Here is a 21,151-nt window from a genome sequence, read left to right on the forward strand (position 1 = left end):
CAATTGGGCCCCGGCCTTCGCCGGGGTGGTGGAGTGCGCGGCGAGGGCGACTGCCTCGTTGGAGTATTACCCTAGTGGCGCATCCAGCGACTTAGGCGGCTCGCTGAACCATTTCGGGCCCGCATCGGTCATGTGGAAGCAGTCCTCGATGCGGACCCCGTATCTGCCGGGAATATAGATCCCCGGCTCGTCGGAGAAGCACATCCCCGCCGCCAGCCTGGTCGTCTCGCCGCGGACGAGGTTGACGGGTTCGTGGCCGTCCATGCCGATGCCGTGGCCGGTGCGATGCGACAGGCCGGGGACCTTGTACCCCGGGCCGTAGCCGAGCGTCTCGTAATGCCGCCGGACCGCGTCGTCGATGCTGCCGGCGGGTGCACCGATCTTGGCCGCGGCGAACGCGATCTGTTGGCCTCGGGCGACCTGGTCCCACGTCTTGCGCTGGTCGGCAGTTGCCGCGCCGTGCACCCAGGTGCGCGAGATGTCGGACTGATAGCCCTGGACGGTGCAGCCGCAGTCCATCAGCACGACCTGGCCGTCGGCGACGCGGTGGATTTCGCGGCTGCCGTGCGGGTAGGCGGATGCCTCGCCAATCAGCGCCAGCGCGAACTCGGGCGCGCCGCCGAGTTTCTTGGTCGCGGCGTTCATGAGCGCGCCGATTTCCGGGCCGGTCATGCCCTTCTCGACGCGCGGCTTCGTCCAGCGATACGCGGCCAGCGTGACCTCGGTCGCCGCCTGCATCAGCGCGATCTCGGCGGGGGTCTTGACCATCCGGCAGGTGCGGACGACCGGGTCGGCGGACACGATCTTCGCCTCGGGCAGCACGCGCGCGAGTCCGGCATAGGCAAAGTACCGCACCTCCGCCTCCAGGCCGATCGGCAGCGCGGCGAGCTTGCGGTCGCGCAGGAACCCGGCGACCACGGCGAGCGGGTTCTCGTCCTCCTGCCAGACGCGCATCTCGGCGGGCACGGCGAGCGTCTCGCGCACCGAGGGCTCTTCGAAGAACGGCGTGACGATGCACGGTTCACCCTCGACCGGAAGGATCGCCAGCGTCAGCCGCTCGCTCGTATGCCAGCGGACGCCGGTGAAGTAGATCATCGACGATCCAGGCTCGATCAAGACCGCGCCGATGCCCGCCGCCTTCATCAGCGATTGCGCGCGGACCAGCCGCGCGGCGCGTTCGGTGGCGTCGATCGGCCTGGTGCCGCCGGTGATGTCGGACAGCGCCGACAGGTCCGGCTCGGCAGCGCGGAGGATCGCGGTGGTCGACAGCAACGGGGCCGCGATTGCGAGGCTCAGCAGGTCGCGGCGCGAGGGGCTGAAGGCGGGCTTGGGGCGTACGGTCGACATCGCCGGACGATAGGGTCCTTGACCCGGGCGCCGCAATCCCCTTCCCTGTCCGCACTTCTCGGGAGCGATTAATGGCCAAGCGGCTAACCTATTACATCTTGTTCGGCCTCGTCGCGGGGATGGTCGTCGGCTGGATCCTGAACGCGTCGATCGACAACGGCACGGCCGAGTCCGCCGAACGGCTGAAGGACATCGCCGGCTATTTCTCGATCGTGACAACGCTGTTCCTGCGGCTGATCAAGATGATCATCGCGCCGCTGGTGTTCTCGACGCTGGTCGTGGGCATCGCGCACATGGGCGATACCGGTGCGCTCGGGCGGGTCGGATTGCGCAGCCTCGGCTGGTTCATCTGCGCGAGCCTGTTGTCGCTCACGCTGGGCCTGATCCTCGTCAACGTGTTGCAGCCGGGCGTTGGCCTCGCGCTCGCGATCCCGCCGGCGACCGCGTCGAGTGGCGTCGACCGCGCGGCGTTCGATCTCGCCAAGTTCATCACGCACATCGTCCCCGATTCGATGATCGCGGCGATGGCGGGCAACGAGATCCTCCAGATCGTCGTGTTCTCGGTGTTCGTCGGCGTCGCGATCACCGCGGTCGGCGAGAAGGCCGCGCCGCTGGTCAAGGCGATCGAAGCGCTGGTCGCGGTGATGCTCCAGATCACCAACTATGTGATGCGGTTCGCACCGTTCGCGGTGTTTGCGGCGGTGACCGCGACGCTTGCCGAGCGGGGGCCGACCATCCTCGGCCAGCTCGGTTATTTCATGCTGAGCTTCTATATCGGGCTGGCGCTGCTGTGGGCGGTGCTGATCGGGATTGCGTTCCTGCTGATCGGTCCGCGGACGCGGTTGCTGGTGCGGTATATTCGCGATCCGCTGATTCTGGCGTTCTCCGCGGCATCGTCCGAGGCGGCATATCCGCGGACGCTGGAGGCGCTCGACCGGTTCGGCGTGCCCCCGCGGATCGCGAGCTTCGTGCTGCCGCTCGGCTATTCGTTCAATCTCGATGGGTCGATGATGTACATGACGTTCGCGTCGCTGTTCATCGCGCAGGCGTACGGCATCCACATGCCGATCGGGCAGCAGATCGCGATGCTGCTGGTGCTGATGGTGACGTCGAAGGGGATCGCGGGGGTGCCTCGCGCGTCGCTGGTGGTGATCGCGGGGACACTGTCGATGTTCAAGATCCCGGAGGCTGGGATCTTGCTGATCCTGGCGGTGGATCATTTCCTCGACATGGGGCGCTCGGCGACGAACGTGATCGGGAATGCGGTGGCCGCGACCGTGGTGGCGAAGTGGGAGGGTGGGCTCGATGAGCGCGAGCCTGCCGATCGGGATTTTCCGCATGCGCCGACGGGGCATGGGCCGAGGGTGGACGTGGATAGTTACGAGAAGATCGGGCCGGGGCAGGTTTGAGGTTGGACGGCGCTGTTGAACCGATGAGCCTTGAAAGATGCCCTTTTATGCTGGCGGTCCACTGAAGAAGTACCTCCCCGGCGAAGGCCGGGGTCCAGTTGGGAGACGCCGATGGTGACCGCCGCCCCTCGTTAGTCCAACCTTTCCAACTTGGCCCCGGCCTTCGCTGGGGTGGTGTTTAGGGGGGGTTGCGTTCTCATCCTCAATGCAGTTTCCGATCTGCAGCCCTCAAGCGTAGGCGTAGGGGCCGCCCTTTTTCAGGCCGGCCTGATACGCTGGGCGCGCGTGAACCTTTGCCAGCCATGCGATCGTCGCGGGGCGGGACTCGTTGAGGCCGCCGCGGCTGCGGGCGGCTTCGAGGGGGAAGCTCATCATGATGTCCGCGGCGGTCATCTCGGCGCCGGCGAACCAGGGGCGCTTCGACAGTTCGGCTTCGACATAGTCGAGATGGACGTCGATCATCGGCTGGATCTTCTTGGTCGCCGCCTTGCCCAGGATCGGGATGCGCGCGAGCACGAGCTTCAGCAGCAGCGGCGGCATCATCGAACCTTCGGCATAGTGGAGCCAGAACCGGTACCGCAGCGCGTCGGCGCGGTTGGCCGGGGCGCCGAGCTTACCGTCCGCCTTGTCGACGAGATATTCGACGATCGCGCCGGTTTCGGCGACCACCTGGCCGTCATCCTCGATCACCGGCGACTTGCCGAGCGGGTGGACCTGCTTGAGCTCGGGCGGGGCGAGCATCGTCTGCTTGTTCCGCTCGTAGCGCTTGATCTCGTAGGGGAGTCCGAGTTCCTCGAGCATCCACAGGATCCGCTGCGATCGCGAGTTTTCGAGGTGGTGGACGATGATCATGCGGGCTCCCCTGTTGGTCTAATCAGCCGATTTGCGCGCGGTCCAGATCCAGGCGGCGGCGGGGAATTCCACCGTGTCGCCGCTTCGGTACCGGTCGCAGACCTGGGTGAGACGCGCGATGTGGCGCTCGCGTTCCTCGGGGGCGGCGTCGCGGATGGCGGAGGCTGCTGGACCGATGCGGCGGAAATAGTCGATCGCGTCGGCTACGGGGTCGGTGCCCTCCCCTGCCCGGTAGGCGAATTCGACACGCTCGGGTGACGCGACGTGCCAGCCGGATTGCTTGAGGATGCTCGCGACGTAGGTCGGGTCGGCGAAGGCGAAGGGACCGGGTGCGGTGGTTGCTGGAGCGTCTGCATTGCCACCGGTCGCGGTGATGATTTCGGTGGCCCAGCGGTTGGCGGCGCGGTCGGCAAAGCAGGAGAAGACGAGCGTTGCGTCTGGGGCGGCGGCTTCGGCCAAAGTGGTGAGGGCGGCGACGGGGTCTGCGAAGAACATGACGCCGTGGCGGGAGACGTAGAGGTCGATGGGGGCGTGGTTCGGGGCGGCGGCGATGATGTCCGCGCACTCGAAGTTGGCGTTGGTTTGGGTTTTGGCGCGGTGTCTGGCGATCTCGATCAGGCTGGGTGAGAGATCTATGCCAGTCATCTGCGCGGTCGGGAGCGCTTGCGCGGTGGCTAATGAGGTCGCGCCGGCGCCGCAGCCTATGTCGATGACCTTGCGTGTTTGGGGGGTGGCGGCGGAAAGGATCGCTGCGTTCAAATGCGGGGTCAGGTTGGTGAAGCTGCGGTCGGTTCGGCGCCATTCCTCTGCCCAGACGTCGCCTATTCTGCCGGTCCAGTCGTAGGCGGTGGTCATTCGGTGATCCGTTTCATACTCGGGCGGGGGGACGATTGGACGGTCTAGAGGGCCTCACATAATCGGTACATTGGGTCCGAAGTGCACAAAGTGCAGACGCTGGCGCGGTATTTGTGACGCGGTGTTTTGCGGTCCGATGTAGGCGAGCATACTGACATCATTAGCGTTGTTTCCCGCGAACACGGGAATCCAGACTGGGCTGCCGCCTTCGCGTGAGAACAGGGAAGCATAAGAACAAGGGGAAGCAGGCTCGACGTCGAATGTGAGTTGCCGACTCGAACGAGCTTGGCCTGGCGCGGGCCTCTATTGCTGCATCATGCCAACTGGGCCCCGGCCTTCGCCGGGGTGGTGTTAGGGATAGGTTGGCACGGTTTCAGTTCGCTACGCGTCTGAACCGTCCGCCGTGCACATGCTTGGCCACCATGAGCCAAGCACTGGACACTACGTCCCGCGTGCCCTCACCCTCCCATTGCGGAGGCAACGGGTCCCTCTCCCCTGAGGGAGAGGGAAAGTAGGGTTACGCGTCGTCGCCTTCTTCGGGGCCGGCCATCATTTCCTCGGCGACCTTGTCGGTGCGCGCGCGGATCTGCTTTTCGAGGCGGTCGGCGGTTTCGGGGTTGTCCTTGAGGAAGGTCTTCGAGTTCTCGCGACCCTGACCGAGGCGCACGCTGTCGTAGCTGAACCACGCGCCCGACTTCTCGACGAGGCCCGCCTTCACGCCGAGATCGAGAATCTCGCCGAGCTTGGAGACGCCCTGTCCGTACATGATGTCGAACTCGACCTGCTTGAACGGCGGCGCGACCTTGTTCTTGACGACCTTCACGCGGGTCTGGTTGCCCGTGACCTCTTCGCCTGCCTTGATCGCGCCGATGCGGCGGATGTCGAGGCGGACCGAGGCGTAGAACTTCAGCGCGTTGCCGCCGGTCGTCGTCTCCGGGTTGCCGTACATGACACCGATCTTCATGCGAAGCTGGTTGATGAAGATCACCATGCAGCGCGAGCGGCTGATCGAGCCGGTCAGTTTCCGCAGCGACTGCGACATCAGGCGGGCCTGGAGGCCGACATGGCTGTCGCCCATCTCGCCTTCGATTTCAGCACGCGGCACTAGCGCTGCGACCGAATCAACGACGAGCACGTCGATCGCGTTCGAACGGACCAGCGTGTCGACGATCTCGAGTGCCTGCTCGCCGGTGTCGGGCTGCGACACAATCAGCTCGTCGATGTTGACGCCGAGCTTCTTGGCATAGACCGGGTCGAGCGCGTGCTCGGCATCGACGAACGCCGCGGTGCCGCCGCCCTTCTGCGCTTCGGCGATCACGTGGAGCGCGAGCGTGGTCTTGCCCGAGCTTTCCGGACCGTAGATCTCGATCACGCGGCCGCGCGGCAGGCCGCCGACGCCGAGCGCGATGTCGAGCCCGAGCGAGCCGGTCGAGATGACCTCGACCTGCATGGTTTCCTTGGAGCCCAGGCGCATTGCCGAGCCCTTGCCGAAGGCGCGGTCGATCTGCGCGAGCGCGGCGTCGAGCGCCTTCTGCCGGTCGTTGGTTGCGGTTGCCATGCCGGTGTCGATCACTTTCAGATTAGCGGCCATCGAATATGCTCCCATCGCTAAAGCAAGCGCGCGTGCCATTCAACGCGTCAAACACCATGTATTCTCTTTGTTCTTTTGGAACAAGTGGGGAACGATAGGTAATCCGGAAAAAGGTGTACGTTTGGTAACGCCCGCGGGTGGTTGCCAAGCCTAGTCATGCGGGGCTTGGTGAGCATGCGCCGTTCCGCGCTCGTCGACCATTGAGTACGCGGAGCGCTGGCCTCTGAACACGGCGGCGGCTGTCCCTTGCGCGTAAGTAAGACATGTCTCCCCGCGAAGGCGGGGATCCAGACTGGGCTCCCGCCTTCGCGGGAGAACAAGGCGAGGGCGTGGTGCCGTACGACTGCGGACTTACACATGTTCGAAGGAATAAGTGCCGAACACGTCGGGGTTGCGAAATACGCCGGGCGGAGTTTGGTCGAGAACGGTCCTGGTTGTTCGAGCGCGGGCTTGGCGGCGATCGACTCGTTGATGGTGTCGAGAACTGGTTGTGACCAGCGGTTTCGTTTGCCGCCCTGGATCCTGACTTTCGTCAGGATGACGGGTCGTGCCAATTGACGTGGTCGACCGTCAGATGCCTGCATTTTGGCGACGATCAATCAGGCGAGCTTTGTCGCGAGGATCCACCAGTCTTTGGCTTGGGCGGCGGTGGCGGCGGTGTCTCTGGCTTCGGGGGTTTCGAACAGGGCGAAGCAGGTGGCGCCGGAGCCGGACATTCTCGACAGGAGGGTGCCTTGGGCTGCGTCGAGGAGCGTGCGGACTTCGGCGATCACGGGAGCGAGGGTCAGCGCGGGGGGTTCTAGGTCGTTGCGGCCGGCTTTTGCACGGTCGAGAAGATTGCCTTCGGGGATCGGGCCTCGGTCGTGGCCGTCCCAGGTCTTGAAGACGGCGGCGGTGGAGACCGCGACACCTGGGTTTACGAGCAGGAGGGGGGTGCCGGACAGGCCTTCGAGGGTGGTGAGGGTGTCGCCTTTGCCGGTGCCTAGCGTGGTGCGGTTGGCGAGGCAGGCGGGGACGTCTGCGCCGAGCTTTGCGGCGATTTCGTGGAGGCGGGGGTCGGTTCGGGCTATGCCGTGGAGGCGGGCCAGCGCGCGGAGCGTGGCGGCGGCGTCGGCTGAGCCTCCGCCTATGCCTGAGGCGATGGGGAGGTGCTTTTCAAGGGTTATGGCGTGGTGGGCGTTTGGGGCGAAGGCGGTGGTGAAGGCGTCCGCTGCGGCGGTTACGAGGTTGCCTTGCCAGGGGGCGGCGCCTGTAGTGGCGCTGGACGAGTGCGGTGCTTCGTCATTGTCCGACTCCAATTGGGCCCCGGCCTTCGCCGGGGTGGTGTTGGGGATCGGGGTGGTGTTTTGGGCGGGGAGGAGTGCTGCGGCGAAGGGGCCGGTTATGGTGAGGCTGTTGGTTTGGGCGGGTGCTACCGTGATCAGGTCGCCGTCGGTGGCGAAGGCGAAGAGCGTTTCGAGGTCGTGGTAGCCGTCGGGGCGGCGGCAGCGGACGTGGAGGGCCAGGTTGATCTTGGCGGGGGCGGGTTCGATGATGGCGGGCATTGGGGGTCTCGGGGTTTGGCGGCGAAGGGGTCTAGCGCAGCTTAGCGTAATACGCGTGATGTCTGCGGGTTTAAGCGCGTCATCCTGACGAAAGTCAGGATCCAGGGTAACGATTGGTGCCGTGCTTGGCTCTGGATCCTGACTTTCGTCAGGGTGACGGGAGGGGATGCCGCACACCTCGCTAGTTGCTGGCGTTGTCACGATCACTTCCGCGGGTGCTCGGAATTAGTGGTGATCTCGCGAAACGGCCCCTTCGGCGTAAGCTCACCTTGCCCTCACCCTTCCCACGCCTGCGAGGCCCTTCCCTCTCCCAGCGGGAGAGCGGTTCTAGCGGCGGGCTTTTGGCGGGAGGCCGTTGGCGATCTTGGCGGTTATGCGCGGCGTGTCTGCGGGTTCGGCAGTCAGCAAGGCGGCGCGCCAGGCGTAGCGCGCTTCGTAGTTTCGGCCGGTGCTCCAATAGGCGTCGCCAAGGTGGTCGGCGATTTCGGCGTTGGTGGGTTCGGCCTGCGCAGCGGTTTCGAGCAGCGGGAGAGCGCGCGTGGTGTTGCCGGAGAGGTGATAGGCCCAGCCCAGCGAGTCGGTGATCGAGGCGTTGGTCGGGTCGATCCGGCTGGCGCGTTCCAGCAGCTTGATCGAGGCGGGGATGTCGTCGCCGTGCTCGACTTGCGCGAAGCCTAGATAGTTGAGCGCGAGCGGTTGCGCGGGGCCGCGGGCGACGGCTTTTTCGAGCGCATCGCGCGCTTCGGGCCAGCGGCCGGCCTGGTCGAGCGCGCCGCCATATTGCAGCCAGTTGCCCCAGCTGCCACCCTTCGCTCCGTCGGTAGCGATGATGCGCTGGTACCAGGTCGCGGCTTCGGCGGGGTTGCCGGTGGTCAGCAACAGGTCGGCGTAGCGTTGCCAGTCGGCGGGCTCAGACCCCTTCTGGTCGACGCGGTTCTTGGCGGCGGCAAGCGCTTCGCCGTTGCGGTCGGCGGTGGCGAGGATGTCGATGCGTTCGGCGGCGGCGGCCGGGGAGGAAGGGCTCTTTGCATCGATGGCGTCGAGGACGACCAGCGCGCGGTCGACCAGCTTGTTGCGGGCGAGCGCATCGGCGAGGAGGACGCGCGCCGCGTCGTAACTCGGGTCGGCGCGGAGTGCTGCCTGGGTCAGTGCGATCGAGAGTGGCGAGGGTTCGCCTGCGCTGAGGTCGCTGGCGAGGCGGGCGAGCAGGCGCGAGACGCCGATCGACAGCGTTTGCCTGCGCGGTGCCGCGGCGATCAGCGCACGCGTTTCGGTGGCGAAGCGGTTGGCGACGGGGTCCTTCGCAGCGGTCGCTAGCGAGGGTTCGGGGTCGCGGCCCTCGGCATGTGCGACCCACGCATAGAGCGAGGGTGCCAGGACCACGAGGGGACCGCTCGACAACGTGGAGATCGCAGCGCTCGCGGCCTTCGCATCGCCCCGTCGTGCAGAGTCGGAGAGCGGGATCAGCGCGGCGTCGGCGGGGGCTACGCCGGCCTTGTTCAGCACCGCGACGGCGCGGGTCGCGAGCGGCACGTCGCCGGCCTCCAGCGCCTCGCGATAGGCGCGGATCGCGACGACGGGATCGTCGGGCGATGCCGCCAGCACCCTAGCGTAGCTGGCGGCGGCCAGGCCCGTCTCGCCGGCAGCATCGGCGGCGCGGGCCTTCAGATAGGCGGAAAGGTCGGCCGGCGCCGCCGTGGCGGGCGCCGCCGCGGCGAGACCGAGTGCGATAAACAGACGCTTACATGTTGGGATAATTGGGGCCTCCGCCGCCCTCGGGTACGACCCAGTTGATGTTCTGGGTGGGGTCTTTGATGTCGCAGGTCTTGCAGTGGACGCAGTTCTGCGCGTTGATGACGAACTTCGGATCGGCCGTGTCCTCGCCGACGACTTCGTAAACGCCGGCCGGGCAATAGCGTTGCGCGGGCTCGTCGTACATCGGCAGGTTGTATTCGATCGGCACGCTCGCGTCCTTGAGCGTCAGGTGGACCGGCTGGTCCTCCTCGTGGTTGGTGTTCGAGACGAACACCGACGAGAGGCGATCGAAGGTGAGGACGCCATCGGCCTTCGGATAGACGATCGGCTTGACCAGATCCTTGCGCCACAGGCTTTCGTTGTCGGGGTGGTGGTGCATCGTGAAGGGCATCTTGATCCCCAGATGCTCGGCCCACATCGTGATGCCGGCGAGCCCCGAACCGACCAGGTCGCCGAACTTCTTGACCAGCGGCGCGACGTTGCGGACGACCGACAGCTCCTTCTTGACCCACGACTTCTCGAACGCCTCGGGATAGGCGGCGAGCTCGTCATGGCCACGCTGCGAGACGATCGCCTCGACCGCGGCCTCGGCGGCCATCATGCCGGACTTCATCGCGGTATGCGTGCCCTTGATCCGCGGCACGTTGAGGAAGCCGGCGCTGTCGCCGATGAGCGCGGCGCCGGGCATCACGAGCTTGGGGATCGACTGGAGCCCGCCATCGCTGATCGCACGCGCGCCGTAGCTGACCCGCTTGGCGCCCTTCAGCAGCGCGGCGATCTCGGGATGCGTCTTCCAGCGCTGCATCTCGCTGAACGGCGAGAGATACGGGTTGGTATAGTTCAGCCACGTGACGAAGCCGATCGAGACCTGGCCGTTCGCCTGGTGATAGATCCAGCCGCCGCCGTTCGAGCCGTCGGTCTCGGACAGCGGCCAGCCCTGCGTATGGATGACGCGGCCGGGGACGTGGAGTTCGGGATCGATGTCCCACAGCTCCTTGATGCCGAGGCCGTAGACCTGCGGATCGCTGTCCTTGTCGAGCGCGAAATTGCGGATCAGTTCCTTGGTGAGGTGCCCGCGGCAGCCTTCCGAGAAGAAGGTGTATTTGGCGTGGAGTTCGAGGCCGGGCGTGTAGTCGCCCTTGTGCGTGCCATCGCGCGCGACGCCCATGTCGCCGGTCGCGACGCCCTTGACCGAGCCGTCGTCGTTGAACAGGATTTCCGCCGCGGCGAACCCCGGGAAGATCTCGACGCCTAGCTCCTCCGCCTTGCCCGCGAGCCAGCGGCAGAGGTTGCCGAGCGAGCCGGTATAGGTGCCCTTGTTGTGCATGAACGAGGGCGTGACGAAGTGCGGCATCTCGCTCTTCTTCGTCTTGGTCAGGATCCAGTGATGGTTCTCGGTCACCGGCACCTCGGCGAGCGGGCAGCCGTCCTCGCGCCAGTTCGGCAGCAGTTCGTCGAGAGACTTGGGATCGATGACCGCGCCCGACAGGATGTGCGCGCCTACTTCGGAGCCCTTTTCGAGCACGCAGACGCTGATCTCGGCGTCCTTCTCGGCCGCCAGCTGTTTCAGGCGGATCGCCGCCGAGAGACCGGCCGGGCCAGCGCCGACGATCACCACGTCGTACGGCATCGATTCACGTGTCGTCATCATCGTCTCCCGGGGGATGTCCCCTCTTGCCTCAGCATTGCGCCCCACCCTTCGTTCGGGCTCGGGCGGGCACCGTCTTGTCCATTATGGCGATTGCCTGAGTTGACCGCCACGTCAACCGTGCAGCATAGGTTACTCCGTGGGGGCGGACCAAACCATCGACTGGCGAAATACAGCGGCGAGCGCGCTCGACTGGTGGCACGAGGCTGGCGTCGACACGCTGGTCGACGACGTCCCGCGCGACTGGTTTGCGGCACCTGAGCCGCTTGTCGTACCGGCCGTTGCACCCGCTGCGCCGGTCGTGGCACCGTCCGCCATGCCGCTTTTGCTGGCCGATTTCCTGGCCTGGCGGAGCAGTGCGGAGGTTCCCGAGGCGGACTGGAGCGGGGTTTCGCTCGCTGCCGTAGGTCCGGCTGACGCTACGGTCATGGTGCTTGTCGATTGCCCCGACCGCGACGACGGCGATGCGGGCGCGTTGTTGAGTGGCGCATCGGGACGGCTGCTCGACAAGATGCTCGCGGCGATCGGACTGACGCGCGACGAAGTGCATCTCGCGGCGGTCTGCGCGAAGCGGCCGACGGCGGGGCGGATCCAGAGCGAGGTCGAGGCCCGGCTGTCGGAAATCGCCAAGCATCACATCGGGTTGGTTGCGTCCAAGCGGCTGCTGCTGCTCGGCAATGCGGCGAGCCGTGCGATCCTCGGGATGGAATTACAGGCCGCGCGTGGGCGTTTACACGGATTTAACCATAAGACCGGACAAACGGGGTCCGGTTCGGCGTCTGACGAAGCTTCCGACGAGACGGGCGTGGTCGCGAGCTTTCATCCGCGGTTTCTGATCGAGAAGCCCGCGGCCAAGGCCGAGGCCTGGAAGGATTTGCAGATGCTGATGCGCGGACTGACGTCGCAAGAGGGTGTGAGATGATTCGGACTCTGGCTATCATTCTGGGGCTGAGCGCCCTCCCCCTTCCGGCTCTGGCGGCAACCGTTGCCGATGAGCCGGGCGGTAATGCGCGGCTCGGCACGACGCAGTTGATCGGCGCACCGACGATCGAACAGATTCCCGACCAGCTCGATGCCAGCCAGCGCGAGGCCTACAAGACGGTGTTCGCGGCGATCCGCGACGGCAAGTGGACCGACGCGCAGATCGGGCTCGACACGATGAAGCCCGGCCCGCTGCACGCGATCGCGCGCGCAGAGATGTATACGGCGAAGGGCTCGCCGCGCGTCGAGATGGAGCCGCTGGTCGCGCTGCTTAACGAAGCGCCCGAACTGCCCGAAGCCGCGCAGATCTCGCGCCTCGCGACGACCCGCGGCGCGGTCGACCTCCCTCCCCTGCCCGCAGCTCAGCGGCTGATCTGGCAGGACGGCGCGCCGCGTCGCGTCCGCGCCAAGAGCCTGCAGGGCGACATGATCGCCGCCGATCTGGCGCTGAAGATGCAGCCCTACGTGAAGGCGGACATGGGCCGCGAGGCACAGTCGCTGCTCGAGAGTACGCCGGGGCTCACTCCCGAGGCGCTGACCGAGTGGCAGCAGAAGATCGCGTGGATCTATTTCCTCCAAGGCGACGACGTGAACGCGCGCGTGATGGCGGCGAAGGCACAGGACGGCGTCGGCGACTGGGCGGTGCAGGGTCGCTGGGTCGGCGCGCTGTCGGCGTGGCGGCAGAATGATTGCGCGAATGCCGAGACCGGGTTCGAGGGCGTCGCGGCACGCGCTGGCGACGTCGATCTGCGTGCGGCGGCACTGTACTGGGCGTCGCGCGCGGACATGGTCTGCTCGCGCCCCGACAAGATCGAGGGCCGGCTGAAGGCCGCGGCACAGTTCGGCGAGAGCTTCTACGGCCAGCTCGCGCGCCAGCAATTGGCGATGAAGGACAAGGGCACGTCGGTCGGCGGGCTCGTGGCCAGCGACTGGAAGGTCGTCGGCAAGCGTCCGAACGTCCGCGTCGCGGCGGCACTGGTCGAGGTTGGCGAGACCGACCTGGCCGATACCGTCATCCGCCAGCAGGCGAAGATCGGCGATCCGCGCGAGTTCGCCAACCTGGTCCGGGTGGCGGAAGCGCTGAGCCTGCCCGCGACGACCGTCTGGCTCGCGCACAACTGCCCGCAGGGGGTCACGTCGACCGCCGAGGCGCGATATCCGACGCCGAACTGGACGCCCGACAGCGGCTGGCACATCGACAAGGCGCTGGTCTACGCGCACACGCTCGAGGAATCGCGGTTCCGCAACACGATCAAGAGCCCGGCCGGCGCGTATGGCCTGATGCAGATCATGCCCGCCGCCGCGACCGACTTCGCGCGTGAGCGTGGCACCTTGATCGACGTGAAGGCGCTGACCAAGCCGAGCACCAACATGGATGTCGGTCAGCGCCATCTCGAGCGGCTGCGCGACATGGCGGGCGTCACCGGCGGGCTGCTGCCGAAGGTTATCGCAGCGTATAATGCAGGCCCGCGCCCGGTCGGCGACTGGAACGCGATCGTCCACGATAACGGCGATCCGCTGATGTATATCGAGAGCATTCCGTATTGGGAGACGCGCGGCTACGTCACCACCGTGCTGCGCAATTACTGGATGTACGAGGCGCAGGGCGGCAAGAAGGCGTCGACCAGCCGCAATGCACTGGCGCAAGGCATGTGGCCCCGCTTCCCCGGCCTGCCGGGTGCGACCGCGGTGCGGCTGGCGGCCAAGCCGTACACGCAATATCGTGCCAGCACGGCGCCCTTGAATGCCACCGTCGCGGTGAATGCCAGCGTCGGTCCGCAATCCACCACTGTCACGCGCGCGGACTGAGTTTCATGCCGATCGATGAAAGCCGGACGTTCCTGCCGGTCCGGATCGCCGTGCTGACCGTGTCGGACACGCGTGGCCTTGCCGAGGATCGCTCGGGCGATACGTTGGTCGCGCGTCTGACCGAAGCGGGCCACGTTCTCGCCGACCGCCGGATCGAGAAGGACGACGTCGAGACGATCGTGTCCCGCCTGCACGCGTGGATCGGCGATCCGGAGGTAGACTGCATCATCACCACCGGCGGCACCGGCGTGACCGGGCGCGACGTGACGCCCGAAGCTGTGGAGCAGGTCGCCGAGAAGATGATTCCGGGGTTCGGCGAGCTCTTCCGGATGCTCAGCTACCAGACGATTGGCACCTCGACCGTCCAGTCGCGCGCGTGCGCCTGCGTGTCGCACGGCACCTACATATTCGCGCTGCCCGGCTCGACCGGCGCGGTGAAGGACGGCTGGGACGGCATCCTGCGCGACCAGCTCGACAGCCGCCACCGCCCCTGCAACTTCGTCGAGCTAATGCCGCGGCTGCTGGAGCGCTGAGCCTCTTGCTCGAGGGGTGCTGGTAGCTCCCCTGCCGTCCCGTCCCCGGCTAGCTGCTGCCCCCCTGCCTGGCGTGCGAAAGAGCGGCGGGCGCCGAATACCGCCCTTCCCAATTTGCTGCAATTTTTGCCAAGTTGTGGCGCATCCCACCAGTCAGAACGGACCGGAACTGCGTCAGGAACTGGCGAAAATATCTTGCTGACTGAACACCTTCACCGCTGTGTGCTGCTGTGTTACCTAACTGGCACGGTCGATGCAGTAGTCGAGATACCGCCCAGCCGGGCGCGTCTCAACTACTGAAGGACGCTACCATGACCTCGATGATCCTGAAGAGCCTGGCCCTCGCCACCGTACTCGTCGCCAGCGCGCCCGCCTTTGCAGCACCTGCCCGCCCTCAGCAGACGGTCCTCAAATACGATGCGAAGACCCACCAATATTGCCTGACCGAACCCGCTGTGACCGGAAGCCTAATCGGACGAAAAACCTGCCAGACCGCCGCGCAATGGTCAGAAGCCGGATTGAACATGCCGAAGTCGATCGAGCTTGCACAGAAGTGACCGGCGCGACGCGGCTCGCCGGGTGGCGGGCCGCGTTGCGGCGTATGCACGACCAGACGGTCAGCCCTTGGCGGCGTGGATCAGGTCGACGAGCTGTTTGTTGATCGAAGCCCCGTGCAGATGGAGATGCACCGCGTCATACCCCTCGCGCCGCAACCGTTGGCGCAAGTCGTTGACCGAGTTGCACGCACCCGATCTTGCTAACTCGAAGGCGCGTTCCACCGTGGTGATCTGTTCCGTCATCTCTCTGCCCTAGGCGCTCTGCCGCACCTCTGCGAGCGATCTTTCGCACCGGTGCAAACAGATCGAAAACGAATGTTTCACTACCGAATTAACCGTCTGGAAGGCACGTCGAATCCATGAACCCGGCGTGGGATCGGCCAGGGGGCCGGTCCAAAGGGGACATCGTCGAATGTACAAGTTCATGCTTATCGCGGCACTCGCCGCAACGCCGGCGGCGCCTGCGTTCGCACAGTCCGACACCGGGCGGGATTTCGGTCGCGATGCCGGACCGGGCTACGGCGCAACCGACGGCGTCAGCGGCTTTCGTGCCGAGCCGCGCATCGGGTACGACCGCGTGATCACCGAATTGAACGTCGAGACCGCGGACGATTCGGCTAGCGTGCGCGAGGGGAAGAGCGGCGTCACCTATGGTGGCGAACTCGGCTACGACATGGTCGTGAACACCGACATGATGCTGGGCGTCTATGGCGGCATCGAGGGATCGAGCGTCGAGCAGTGCTTCCCCGGCAACGGGCCGGAAACGTGCCTTACCCCCGGCCGCAACCTGACGGCAGGCGTACGCGGCGGCTTCCTGCTGAACCCCAACACGGTGTTGTACATCAAGGGCGGCTATTCGAACGGCCAGATCCGCATCGGCTATTCGGACCGTGACTTTCCCCAGGACAATTTCCGCGTGTCGGACAATCTGAGCGGTTTCCATGCCGGCGCAGGCGTGCAGACCGCATTCGGGCGCAATTTCTACGGCAAGCTCGAATATGTCTACACCGACTATAACGGCTACGAGATCACCGACGGCACCGACAAGGCCAGCCTGGATTTCAGCCGGCATCAGGTAGTTGCGGGGCTCGGCGTTCGCTTCTGATTTCGTTCTTGCTATGTTCCCGGGCGGCGCTTAGTTTCAAGTCATGAAACAGGCCCGTCCGGTTCGTGGTGCGACGCTAAATAGCGAGAGCCGGCGGTTCAATCTGCCGCAGACCGAAGCAGATGGCGACTGGCTGGACATGCGCGAGGGAATCGACGGGATCGCGCCGAAACTTCGGACGACGGTGACAGTCGAGACCCCGCGCACGATCATAAGCCGCAACGCGTCGCCCGACGTGCCGTTCGACCGCTCGATCAATCCATATCGCGGATGCGAGCACGGCTGCATCTACTGCTTCGCGCGGCCGAGCCATGCGTTTCATGATTTGTCGCCGGGGCTCGATTTCGAGAGCAAGCTGTTTGCTAAATCGTCTGCGGCTGGCTTGCTGCGAGCCGAATTGTCGAAGCCCGGCTATGCCGTCGCACCGATGGCGTTGGGGACGAACACCGATCCGTACCAGCCGATCGAGACCGACTGGCGGATCACGCGCGGTATTATCGAGGTGCTCAGCGAGACGGATCATCCGTTGACGATCACCACCAAGTCGGACCGCGTGGTGCGCGATATCGACTTGCTCGCGCCGATGGCGGCGAAGGGGCTGGCGGCGGTGGCAATGTCGATCACGTCGCTCGATCCGAAGGTGGCGTTGACCGTCGAACCGCGTGCACCGCATCCGGAGCGGCGGCTGGCGGCAGTTCGCAAACTCGCCGATGCGGGGGTGCCGGTCTACGTTTCGATCGCGCCGGTCATCCCGGCAATCACCGATCACGAGATCGAGCATCTGATTGCACGGGCGGCCGAGGCTGGGGCGACGCGGGCGTTCTTCATTCCGGTGCGATTGCCGCATGAGGTGGCACCGCTGTTCCGGGCTTGGCTCGACGAGCATTTTCCGGATCGCGCGGGGAAGGTGATGGCGACGATCGCATCGCTGCGCGGCGGCAAGGATAACGATCCGAACTTCTTCACGCGAATGCAAGGGCAAGGGCCTTGGGCGGACTTGCTCGGGACACGGTTCCGGATTGCGTGCGCAAAGCACGGGTTGAACCGGGAGCGGGTAGCGTTGCGGAGTGATCTGTTCCGGGCGCCGAGGGGGCCGCAGGGGGAGTTGTTTTGAGCGAAGGCTTGGCGGATGCGCGGTAGATGGCTCGGCGGGCGATCCCCGCGCTATCCCCCACGCGGGTCAGACGTGCCGTTCTGCTCCCCTCCCCTGGAAGGGAGGGGTTGGGGGTGGGTCAGCTTCCGCGCGTCCGAACCGTCATGGCTCAATTGGGCCAACCCACCCCCGGCCCCTCCCTTTCAGGGAGGGGGGAAGTCTTGGCGCTCGCCCGGTCGAGTTCTAGTACGCCACGAACCCGGCAGCTCGTCAGACCAACTTAGCGCTTATCGTCCTCATGCAGCGCCCTCGGGTTGCCAGAGTTCGATCGGGTTGCCTTCCGGATCGTGGATGCGGGCGAAACGGCCGAAGCCGGGCATGTCCCACTCGGGATTGGCGATCACCGCAATCCCGGCCGCGCGGAGCGTTGCGATCAGGCCGTCGAGGTCGTTGACGCGAAGATTGAGCATCCACGGGCGATCCGCGGGGAAATAATCGGCGTCGACCGCGAACGGCGTGAAGACGCTGGGTCCGGCCTGCGTCTCCCACGATCCATAGGGCACTGAGCCGACACCGAGATGCTCGACATACCAGGCACGTATCGCCTCCGGGTCCTTTGCCCGGAAGAAGAAGCCGCCGATCCCGGTCACGCCCATAGCCGCCCCCTTAGTGTCGCCCCGCCAAAGCCAAGGCGATGATAGCAGACGGAGCATGGCGACACAGCCGACAGACCGGTCCGTTTCGGTTGCTCTATGGCATCGGGTGTCAAGGCTACTTCCGGCACAGCGCCGGTAAGCAGCCTTGGACGTGACGCCGGTCCCAGCTTGTCAGCGACTAGTAGGCGCGGCCGATCAGGATGCGTTCCACCGCGGGATCGCCAGTGAAGATGCAGGCGCCATCGTCGCACCCGGTTTGCCCCATCGGTGCGTTGCGGATCGTGAGCTTGAGCGCCTTGAGACGCTCGACGACCTTGTCGAGTGCCGCCCCCGTCGGCTTCGACCAGCGCACGTCGACCCAGCCGGGGTTCTTCACGCCGTCCGCAAAATGCGCCTCGACTGCGGCGAAGTCGTTGGCGGGGACGATATTGCCCTTCACGCGGTTCATCGACTCGACGTGGAGCGTCGCCTGCACTTCGGCCAGCATGCCCGAGACCTCGCCGACGAACGCGTCGCGCGGTGTGGCGACGCTGTCGAGCTTGCCGTCCTCACGGTAAAGCCGGTCGCGGCGGATCACGGTGACGTTGCCGCCCGCCATGTCGCGCCCGCCGACCTCGATCACGATCGGGGCGCCCTTCTTGACCCAGCCCCAGCGCTTGGTTGCGGCCTTGGCGGGCTTGAGGTCGAGCAACGCACGGACCGGCTCGCCGAGCGCGGACTGCTTGGCCAGTTCGGCCTGGAGCGACTTGCAATACTCGACGATCGCCGCGTCCTCGGGGACGTCGCGCATCATCGGGACGATCACGACCTGCCACGGCGCGATCATCGGCGGCACGCGCAGGCCGTCGTCGTCGCCGTGGACCATGATCACCGCGCCGATCATCCGCGTCGACACGCCCCAGCTGGTGGTGTTGCACAGCTCGAACTCGCCGCCCGCATTCTGGAAGCGGATGTTCTGCGCCGACGCGAAATTGGTGCCGAGGAAATGTGAGGTGCCGGCTTGCAGCGCCTTGCCGTCCTGCATCATCGCCTCGATCGAATAGGTCGCGACCGCGCCGGGGAAGCGCTCGTTCTCGGGCTTCTCGCCGGCGATGACGTGGACGCCGAGGCATTCCTCCGCGAAGTCGCGATAGACTTCGAGCATCTTGAGCGTCTCGTCACGCGCTTCGTCGGCGGTCGCGTGCGCGGTGTGGCCTTCCTGCCAGAGGAACTCGCTGGTGCGCAGGAACATGCGGGTGCGCATTTCCCAGCGGACGACGTTGGCCCATTGGTTGATCAGCACGGGCAGGTCGCGCCACGACTGGATCCAGCGCGCGAACGCGGCGCCGATGACCATTTCGGAGGTCGGGCGGACGACAAGCGGCTCCTCGAGCTTGGCGTCGGGATCGGGGATCAGGCGACCATAGCCATCGGCCTTGAGGCGGTGGTGCGTGACCACGGCCATTTCCTTGGCGAACCCGTCGACGTGCTCGGCCTCCTTCTCGAAGTAGGAGAGCGGGATGAAGAGCGGGAAATAGCAGTTCTCGTGACCGGTCGCCTTGATCCGGTCGTCGAGCAGGCGCTGGATGCGCTCCCAGATGCCATAGCCCCAGGGGCGGATGACCATGCAGCCGCGGACGCCGGATTCCTCGGCGAGATCGGCCTCGGAGATGACGGCCTGGTACCAGGCGGAAAAATCCGCCTCGCGGGTGACGGGGAGTGCGCGCTTTATCATGGGGTGCGGATAGCGGGTGTGGCTGTGTTCGTCACGTGTGAGTTGCGGGGGTGGCGACGCGGCGGTGGTTTGCGTAGGGGTCGCGCATGCCCACCGACCGCATCCTTCCCGCCATCGGCATGCGGTTGCTGTCGGTCGTGATCTTCGCGCTGATGAATACCGCGATCAAGCTGGCCGAGCGGCACGGCGCCAGTGTGTCGGAAATCCTGTTCTTCCGGCAGTTCGGCGCGTGTCTGCTGGTGTCGGCGGTGATCGTCGTGGGGCCGGGCCTGCCTTCGATCGCGACCAAGCGGATGCCGGCGCATGTCGTGCGGGCGATCGTCGGACTGTCGGCGATGGCATTTACCTTCAACGGGATCGTCGCGTTGCCGCTCGCGGAGGCGACGACGATCGGGTTCACGGTGCCGGTGTTCGCGACGATCCTGGGGGCGCTGGTGTTGCGCGAGCCGACCGGGTGGCATCGCTGGGCGGCAGTGGCCACTGGCTTTGCGGGGGTGTTGATCGTCGCGCAGCCGGGCGGGGATCACTTTCCGTTGTGGGGCGCCGGGTGTGCGCTGGCGGGGGCGTTCGGGACGGCGAGCGTGTCGATCCTGTTGCGGCAGATCGGCAAGACCGAGAGCGCGCTGACGACGGTGTTCTGGTTCTCGGCGCTTTCGTTGCTCCCGCTGTCGCTGTTCTACGGGCGAGCGGCGCAGTCGCATGATCTGGTCGCGTGGGTGTGTCTGGCGAGCGTCGGGACCTTCGGCGGGCTGGCGCAGATCGCGATGACGACGTCGTTGCGGCTCGGGCCGGTGTCGGTGGTGGTGCCGATGGATTATTCGAGTTTGCTCTGGGCGACGTTGCTGGGGTGGCTGGTGTTCGACACGCTGCCGGCGAAGGCGACCTGGGTCGGGGCGCCGGTCATCGTGGCGAGCGGGTTGTATATCGTGTGGCGGGAGCATGTGCGACGGCGGGAAGAGACGGAGCAGGCGGTTGCTTGATGGCGAACCCCTCGATCCTCCCCCGCCAGGGGGAGGTGTCGCCGAAGGTGACGGAGGGGGAGGATACGGAACCAACGTGGCTCCTTACCTCCCCCTCCGTCTGGCAAGAGCCAGCCACCTCCCCCTAGCGGGGGAGGATCAGCACGTAGCGCGCTATCTAACCCGCGCTGTCTCCAGCATCCGCTTCGCGCGCAGGTACATCTCGATGCGCTGCGTAGTGAACAGGCCGAGCGCCAGCGCGACCAGCATGTCGGTGATCGCGAAGGCATCTAGATGGAGCGCGTGGCCGTCGCCGATCACCGCGCGCGCGCCGGTTCGGACTGCGACGATCGCTACGATGAACAGCACCGCTGCCGGGGACGACGTCATGTTGAGCGCGTGGCTGTCGGGATCGATCGTGATCCGCATGAGCTTGCCGCGCTGCCAGCCGAGCACTGCGCCCATGACCAGGGCCAGCGCGCAGAACAGCCAGGCGAGGCCGTGCGGGGGGTACATCACGAACATGTAGAGCGCGACGGCGGCGTAGAGCGCGGGGAAAACCCAGAGGCGTTCGAGCCTGAGCGGCTTCACCACGCTCATGCGGCGCCAGCGAACCGCGAAGACGATGCCGATAATGACCGCGGTGATCGCGTAGCTGATCCAGCCTTGTGCTTCGTGCGCCTGCATTGCGTCCCCCACGCGATCACCTTCAGTTGGTGTAGCATGGCAGCAATACAGCCGAG

The 21,151-nt window shown here is 66.0% G+C and carries 19 protein-coding genes; 8 read left to right on the plus strand and 11 right to left on the minus strand.

Features of this window, described 5'->3' with window-relative positions; genetic code table 11:
• Positions 1-66 precede the first annotated feature (66 nt).
• Positions 67-1,347 carry a M24 family metallopeptidase gene (locus J4O76_RS08820; RefSeq protein ID WP_426281354.1) on the minus strand — a complete coding sequence of 427 codons (1,281 nt, stop codon included), beginning with the start codon at positions 1,345-1,347 and terminating at the stop codon, positions 67-69.
• Between the two features lie 71 nt (positions 1,348-1,418).
• On the opposite strand from J4O76_RS08820, the gene J4O76_RS08825 reads away from it, so the two are divergent.
• The gene (locus J4O76_RS08825; RefSeq protein ID WP_426281355.1) at positions 1,419-2,756 is read left to right on the plus strand and encodes a dicarboxylate/amino acid:cation symporter; all 1,338 of its coding nucleotides are present in this window, start codon (positions 1,419-1,421) and stop codon (positions 2,754-2,756) included.
• Positions 2,757-2,984: 228 nt separating this feature from the next.
• On the opposite strand, the gene J4O76_RS08830 is transcribed toward J4O76_RS08825, so the two are convergent.
• From J4O76_RS08830 to J4O76_RS08855, 6 genes are all read right to left on the minus strand, one after another.
• Positions 2,985-3,608: a glutathione S-transferase family protein gene (locus J4O76_RS08830; protein ID WP_426281356.1), complete on the minus strand. Its 624-nt coding sequence runs from the start codon at positions 3,606-3,608 to the stop codon at positions 2,985-2,987.
• Positions 3,609-3,626: 18 nt separating this feature from the next.
• Positions 3,627-4,463: a class I SAM-dependent methyltransferase gene (locus J4O76_RS08835; protein WP_426281358.1), complete on the minus strand. Its 837-nt coding sequence runs from the start codon at positions 4,461-4,463 to the stop codon at positions 3,627-3,629.
• A gap of 517 nt (positions 4,464-4,980) precedes the next feature.
• Entirely contained in the window at positions 4,981-6,054 is a 1,074-nt protein-coding gene (gene recA, locus J4O76_RS08840) for a recombinase RecA (protein WP_056047175.1), read from the minus strand.
• 599 nt (positions 6,055-6,653) lie between these two features.
• Positions 6,654-7,598, minus strand: a complete 945-nt coding sequence (locus J4O76_RS08845; RefSeq protein WP_426281359.1) for a 4-(cytidine 5'-diphospho)-2-C-methyl-D-erythritol kinase — start codon at positions 7,596-7,598, stop codon at positions 6,654-6,656.
• Positions 7,599-7,925: 327 nt separating this feature from the next.
• The gene (locus J4O76_RS08850) at positions 7,926-9,203 is read right to left on the minus strand and encodes a tetratricopeptide repeat protein (RefSeq protein ID WP_426281361.1); all 1,278 of its coding nucleotides are present in this window, start codon (positions 9,201-9,203) and stop codon (positions 7,926-7,928) included.
• A 136-nt stretch (positions 9,204-9,339) separates the two neighbouring features.
• Positions 9,340-11,001, minus strand: coding sequence for an electron transfer flavoprotein-ubiquinone oxidoreductase (locus tag J4O76_RS08855; RefSeq protein ID WP_426281842.1), 1,662 nt, complete (start codon positions 10,999-11,001; stop codon positions 9,340-9,342).
• Between the two features lie 139 nt (positions 11,002-11,140).
• Here J4O76_RS08855 and J4O76_RS08860 point away from each other — a divergent pair, with 139 nt between their 5' ends.
• From J4O76_RS08860 to J4O76_RS08875, 4 genes are all read left to right on the plus strand, one after another.
• A complete protein-coding gene (locus J4O76_RS08860; RefSeq protein ID WP_426281363.1) occupies positions 11,141-11,923 on the plus strand; it encodes a uracil-DNA glycosylase in 783 nt (260 codons plus the stop codon).
• A complete protein-coding gene (locus J4O76_RS08865; RefSeq protein ID WP_426281364.1) occupies positions 11,920-13,791 on the plus strand; it encodes a lytic transglycosylase domain-containing protein in 1,872 nt (623 codons plus the stop codon). Before J4O76_RS08860 ends, J4O76_RS08865 begins: the two co-directional genes overlap by 4 nt.
• Positions 13,792-13,796: 5 nt before the next feature.
• Positions 13,797-14,324 (plus strand): molybdenum cofactor biosynthesis protein B, encoded by a 528-nt coding sequence (gene moaB / locus J4O76_RS08870; protein WP_056057366.1) that lies wholly within the window; start codon positions 13,797-13,799, stop codon positions 14,322-14,324.
• Between the two features lie 311 nt (positions 14,325-14,635).
• On the plus strand, positions 14,636-14,881 hold the full coding sequence (locus J4O76_RS08875; RefSeq protein ID WP_426281366.1) for a hypothetical protein: 246 nt from the start codon (positions 14,636-14,638) through the stop codon (positions 14,879-14,881).
• Between the two features lie 60 nt (positions 14,882-14,941).
• Here J4O76_RS08875 and J4O76_RS08880 read toward each other — a convergent pair whose 3' ends face one another.
• On the minus strand, positions 14,942-15,124 hold the full coding sequence (locus tag J4O76_RS08880; RefSeq protein WP_056057360.1) for a hypothetical protein: 183 nt from the start codon (positions 15,122-15,124) through the stop codon (positions 14,942-14,944).
• Between the two features lie 169 nt (positions 15,125-15,293).
• Here J4O76_RS08880 and J4O76_RS08885 point away from each other — a divergent pair, with 169 nt between their 5' ends.
• Together J4O76_RS08885 and J4O76_RS08890 are read left to right on the plus strand one after the other, a co-directional pair.
• A complete protein-coding gene (locus tag J4O76_RS08885) occupies positions 15,294-15,986 on the plus strand; it encodes an outer membrane protein (RefSeq protein WP_426281367.1) in 693 nt (230 codons plus the stop codon).
• A gap of 43 nt (positions 15,987-16,029) precedes the next feature.
• Positions 16,030-17,100 carry a PA0069 family radical SAM protein gene (locus J4O76_RS08890; protein ID WP_426281368.1) on the plus strand — a complete coding sequence of 357 codons (1,071 nt, stop codon included), beginning with the start codon at positions 16,030-16,032 and terminating at the stop codon, positions 17,098-17,100.
• A 275-nt stretch (positions 17,101-17,375) separates the two neighbouring features.
• Here J4O76_RS08890 and J4O76_RS08895 read toward each other — a convergent pair whose 3' ends face one another.
• Together J4O76_RS08895 and J4O76_RS08900 are read right to left on the minus strand one after the other, a co-directional pair.
• The gene (locus J4O76_RS08895; protein WP_426281369.1) at positions 17,376-17,735 is read right to left on the minus strand and encodes a VOC family protein; all 360 of its coding nucleotides are present in this window, start codon (positions 17,733-17,735) and stop codon (positions 17,376-17,378) included.
• 178 nt (positions 17,736-17,913) lie between these two features.
• Complete coding sequence (locus tag J4O76_RS08900) at positions 17,914-19,449, minus strand: aminoacyl--tRNA ligase-related protein (RefSeq protein ID WP_426281370.1); 1,536 nt, start codon at positions 19,447-19,449, stop codon at positions 17,914-17,916.
• Positions 19,450-19,535: 86 nt separating this feature from the next.
• Here J4O76_RS08900 and J4O76_RS08905 point away from each other — a divergent pair, with 86 nt between their 5' ends.
• On the plus strand, positions 19,536-20,429 hold the full coding sequence (locus tag J4O76_RS08905) for a DMT family transporter (protein WP_426281371.1): 894 nt from the start codon (positions 19,536-19,538) through the stop codon (positions 20,427-20,429).
• A gap of 153 nt (positions 20,430-20,582) precedes the next feature.
• Here J4O76_RS08905 and J4O76_RS08910 read toward each other — a convergent pair whose 3' ends face one another.
• A complete protein-coding gene (locus tag J4O76_RS08910) occupies positions 20,583-21,107 on the minus strand; it encodes a CcdC protein domain-containing protein (RefSeq protein ID WP_426281373.1) in 525 nt (174 codons plus the stop codon).
• Positions 21,108-21,151 lie beyond the last annotated feature (44 nt).

Source organism: Sphingomonas sp. NFX23, assembly GCF_049887795.1.
Lineage (GTDB): Bacteria > Pseudomonadota > Alphaproteobacteria > Sphingomonadales > Sphingomonadaceae > Sphingomonas.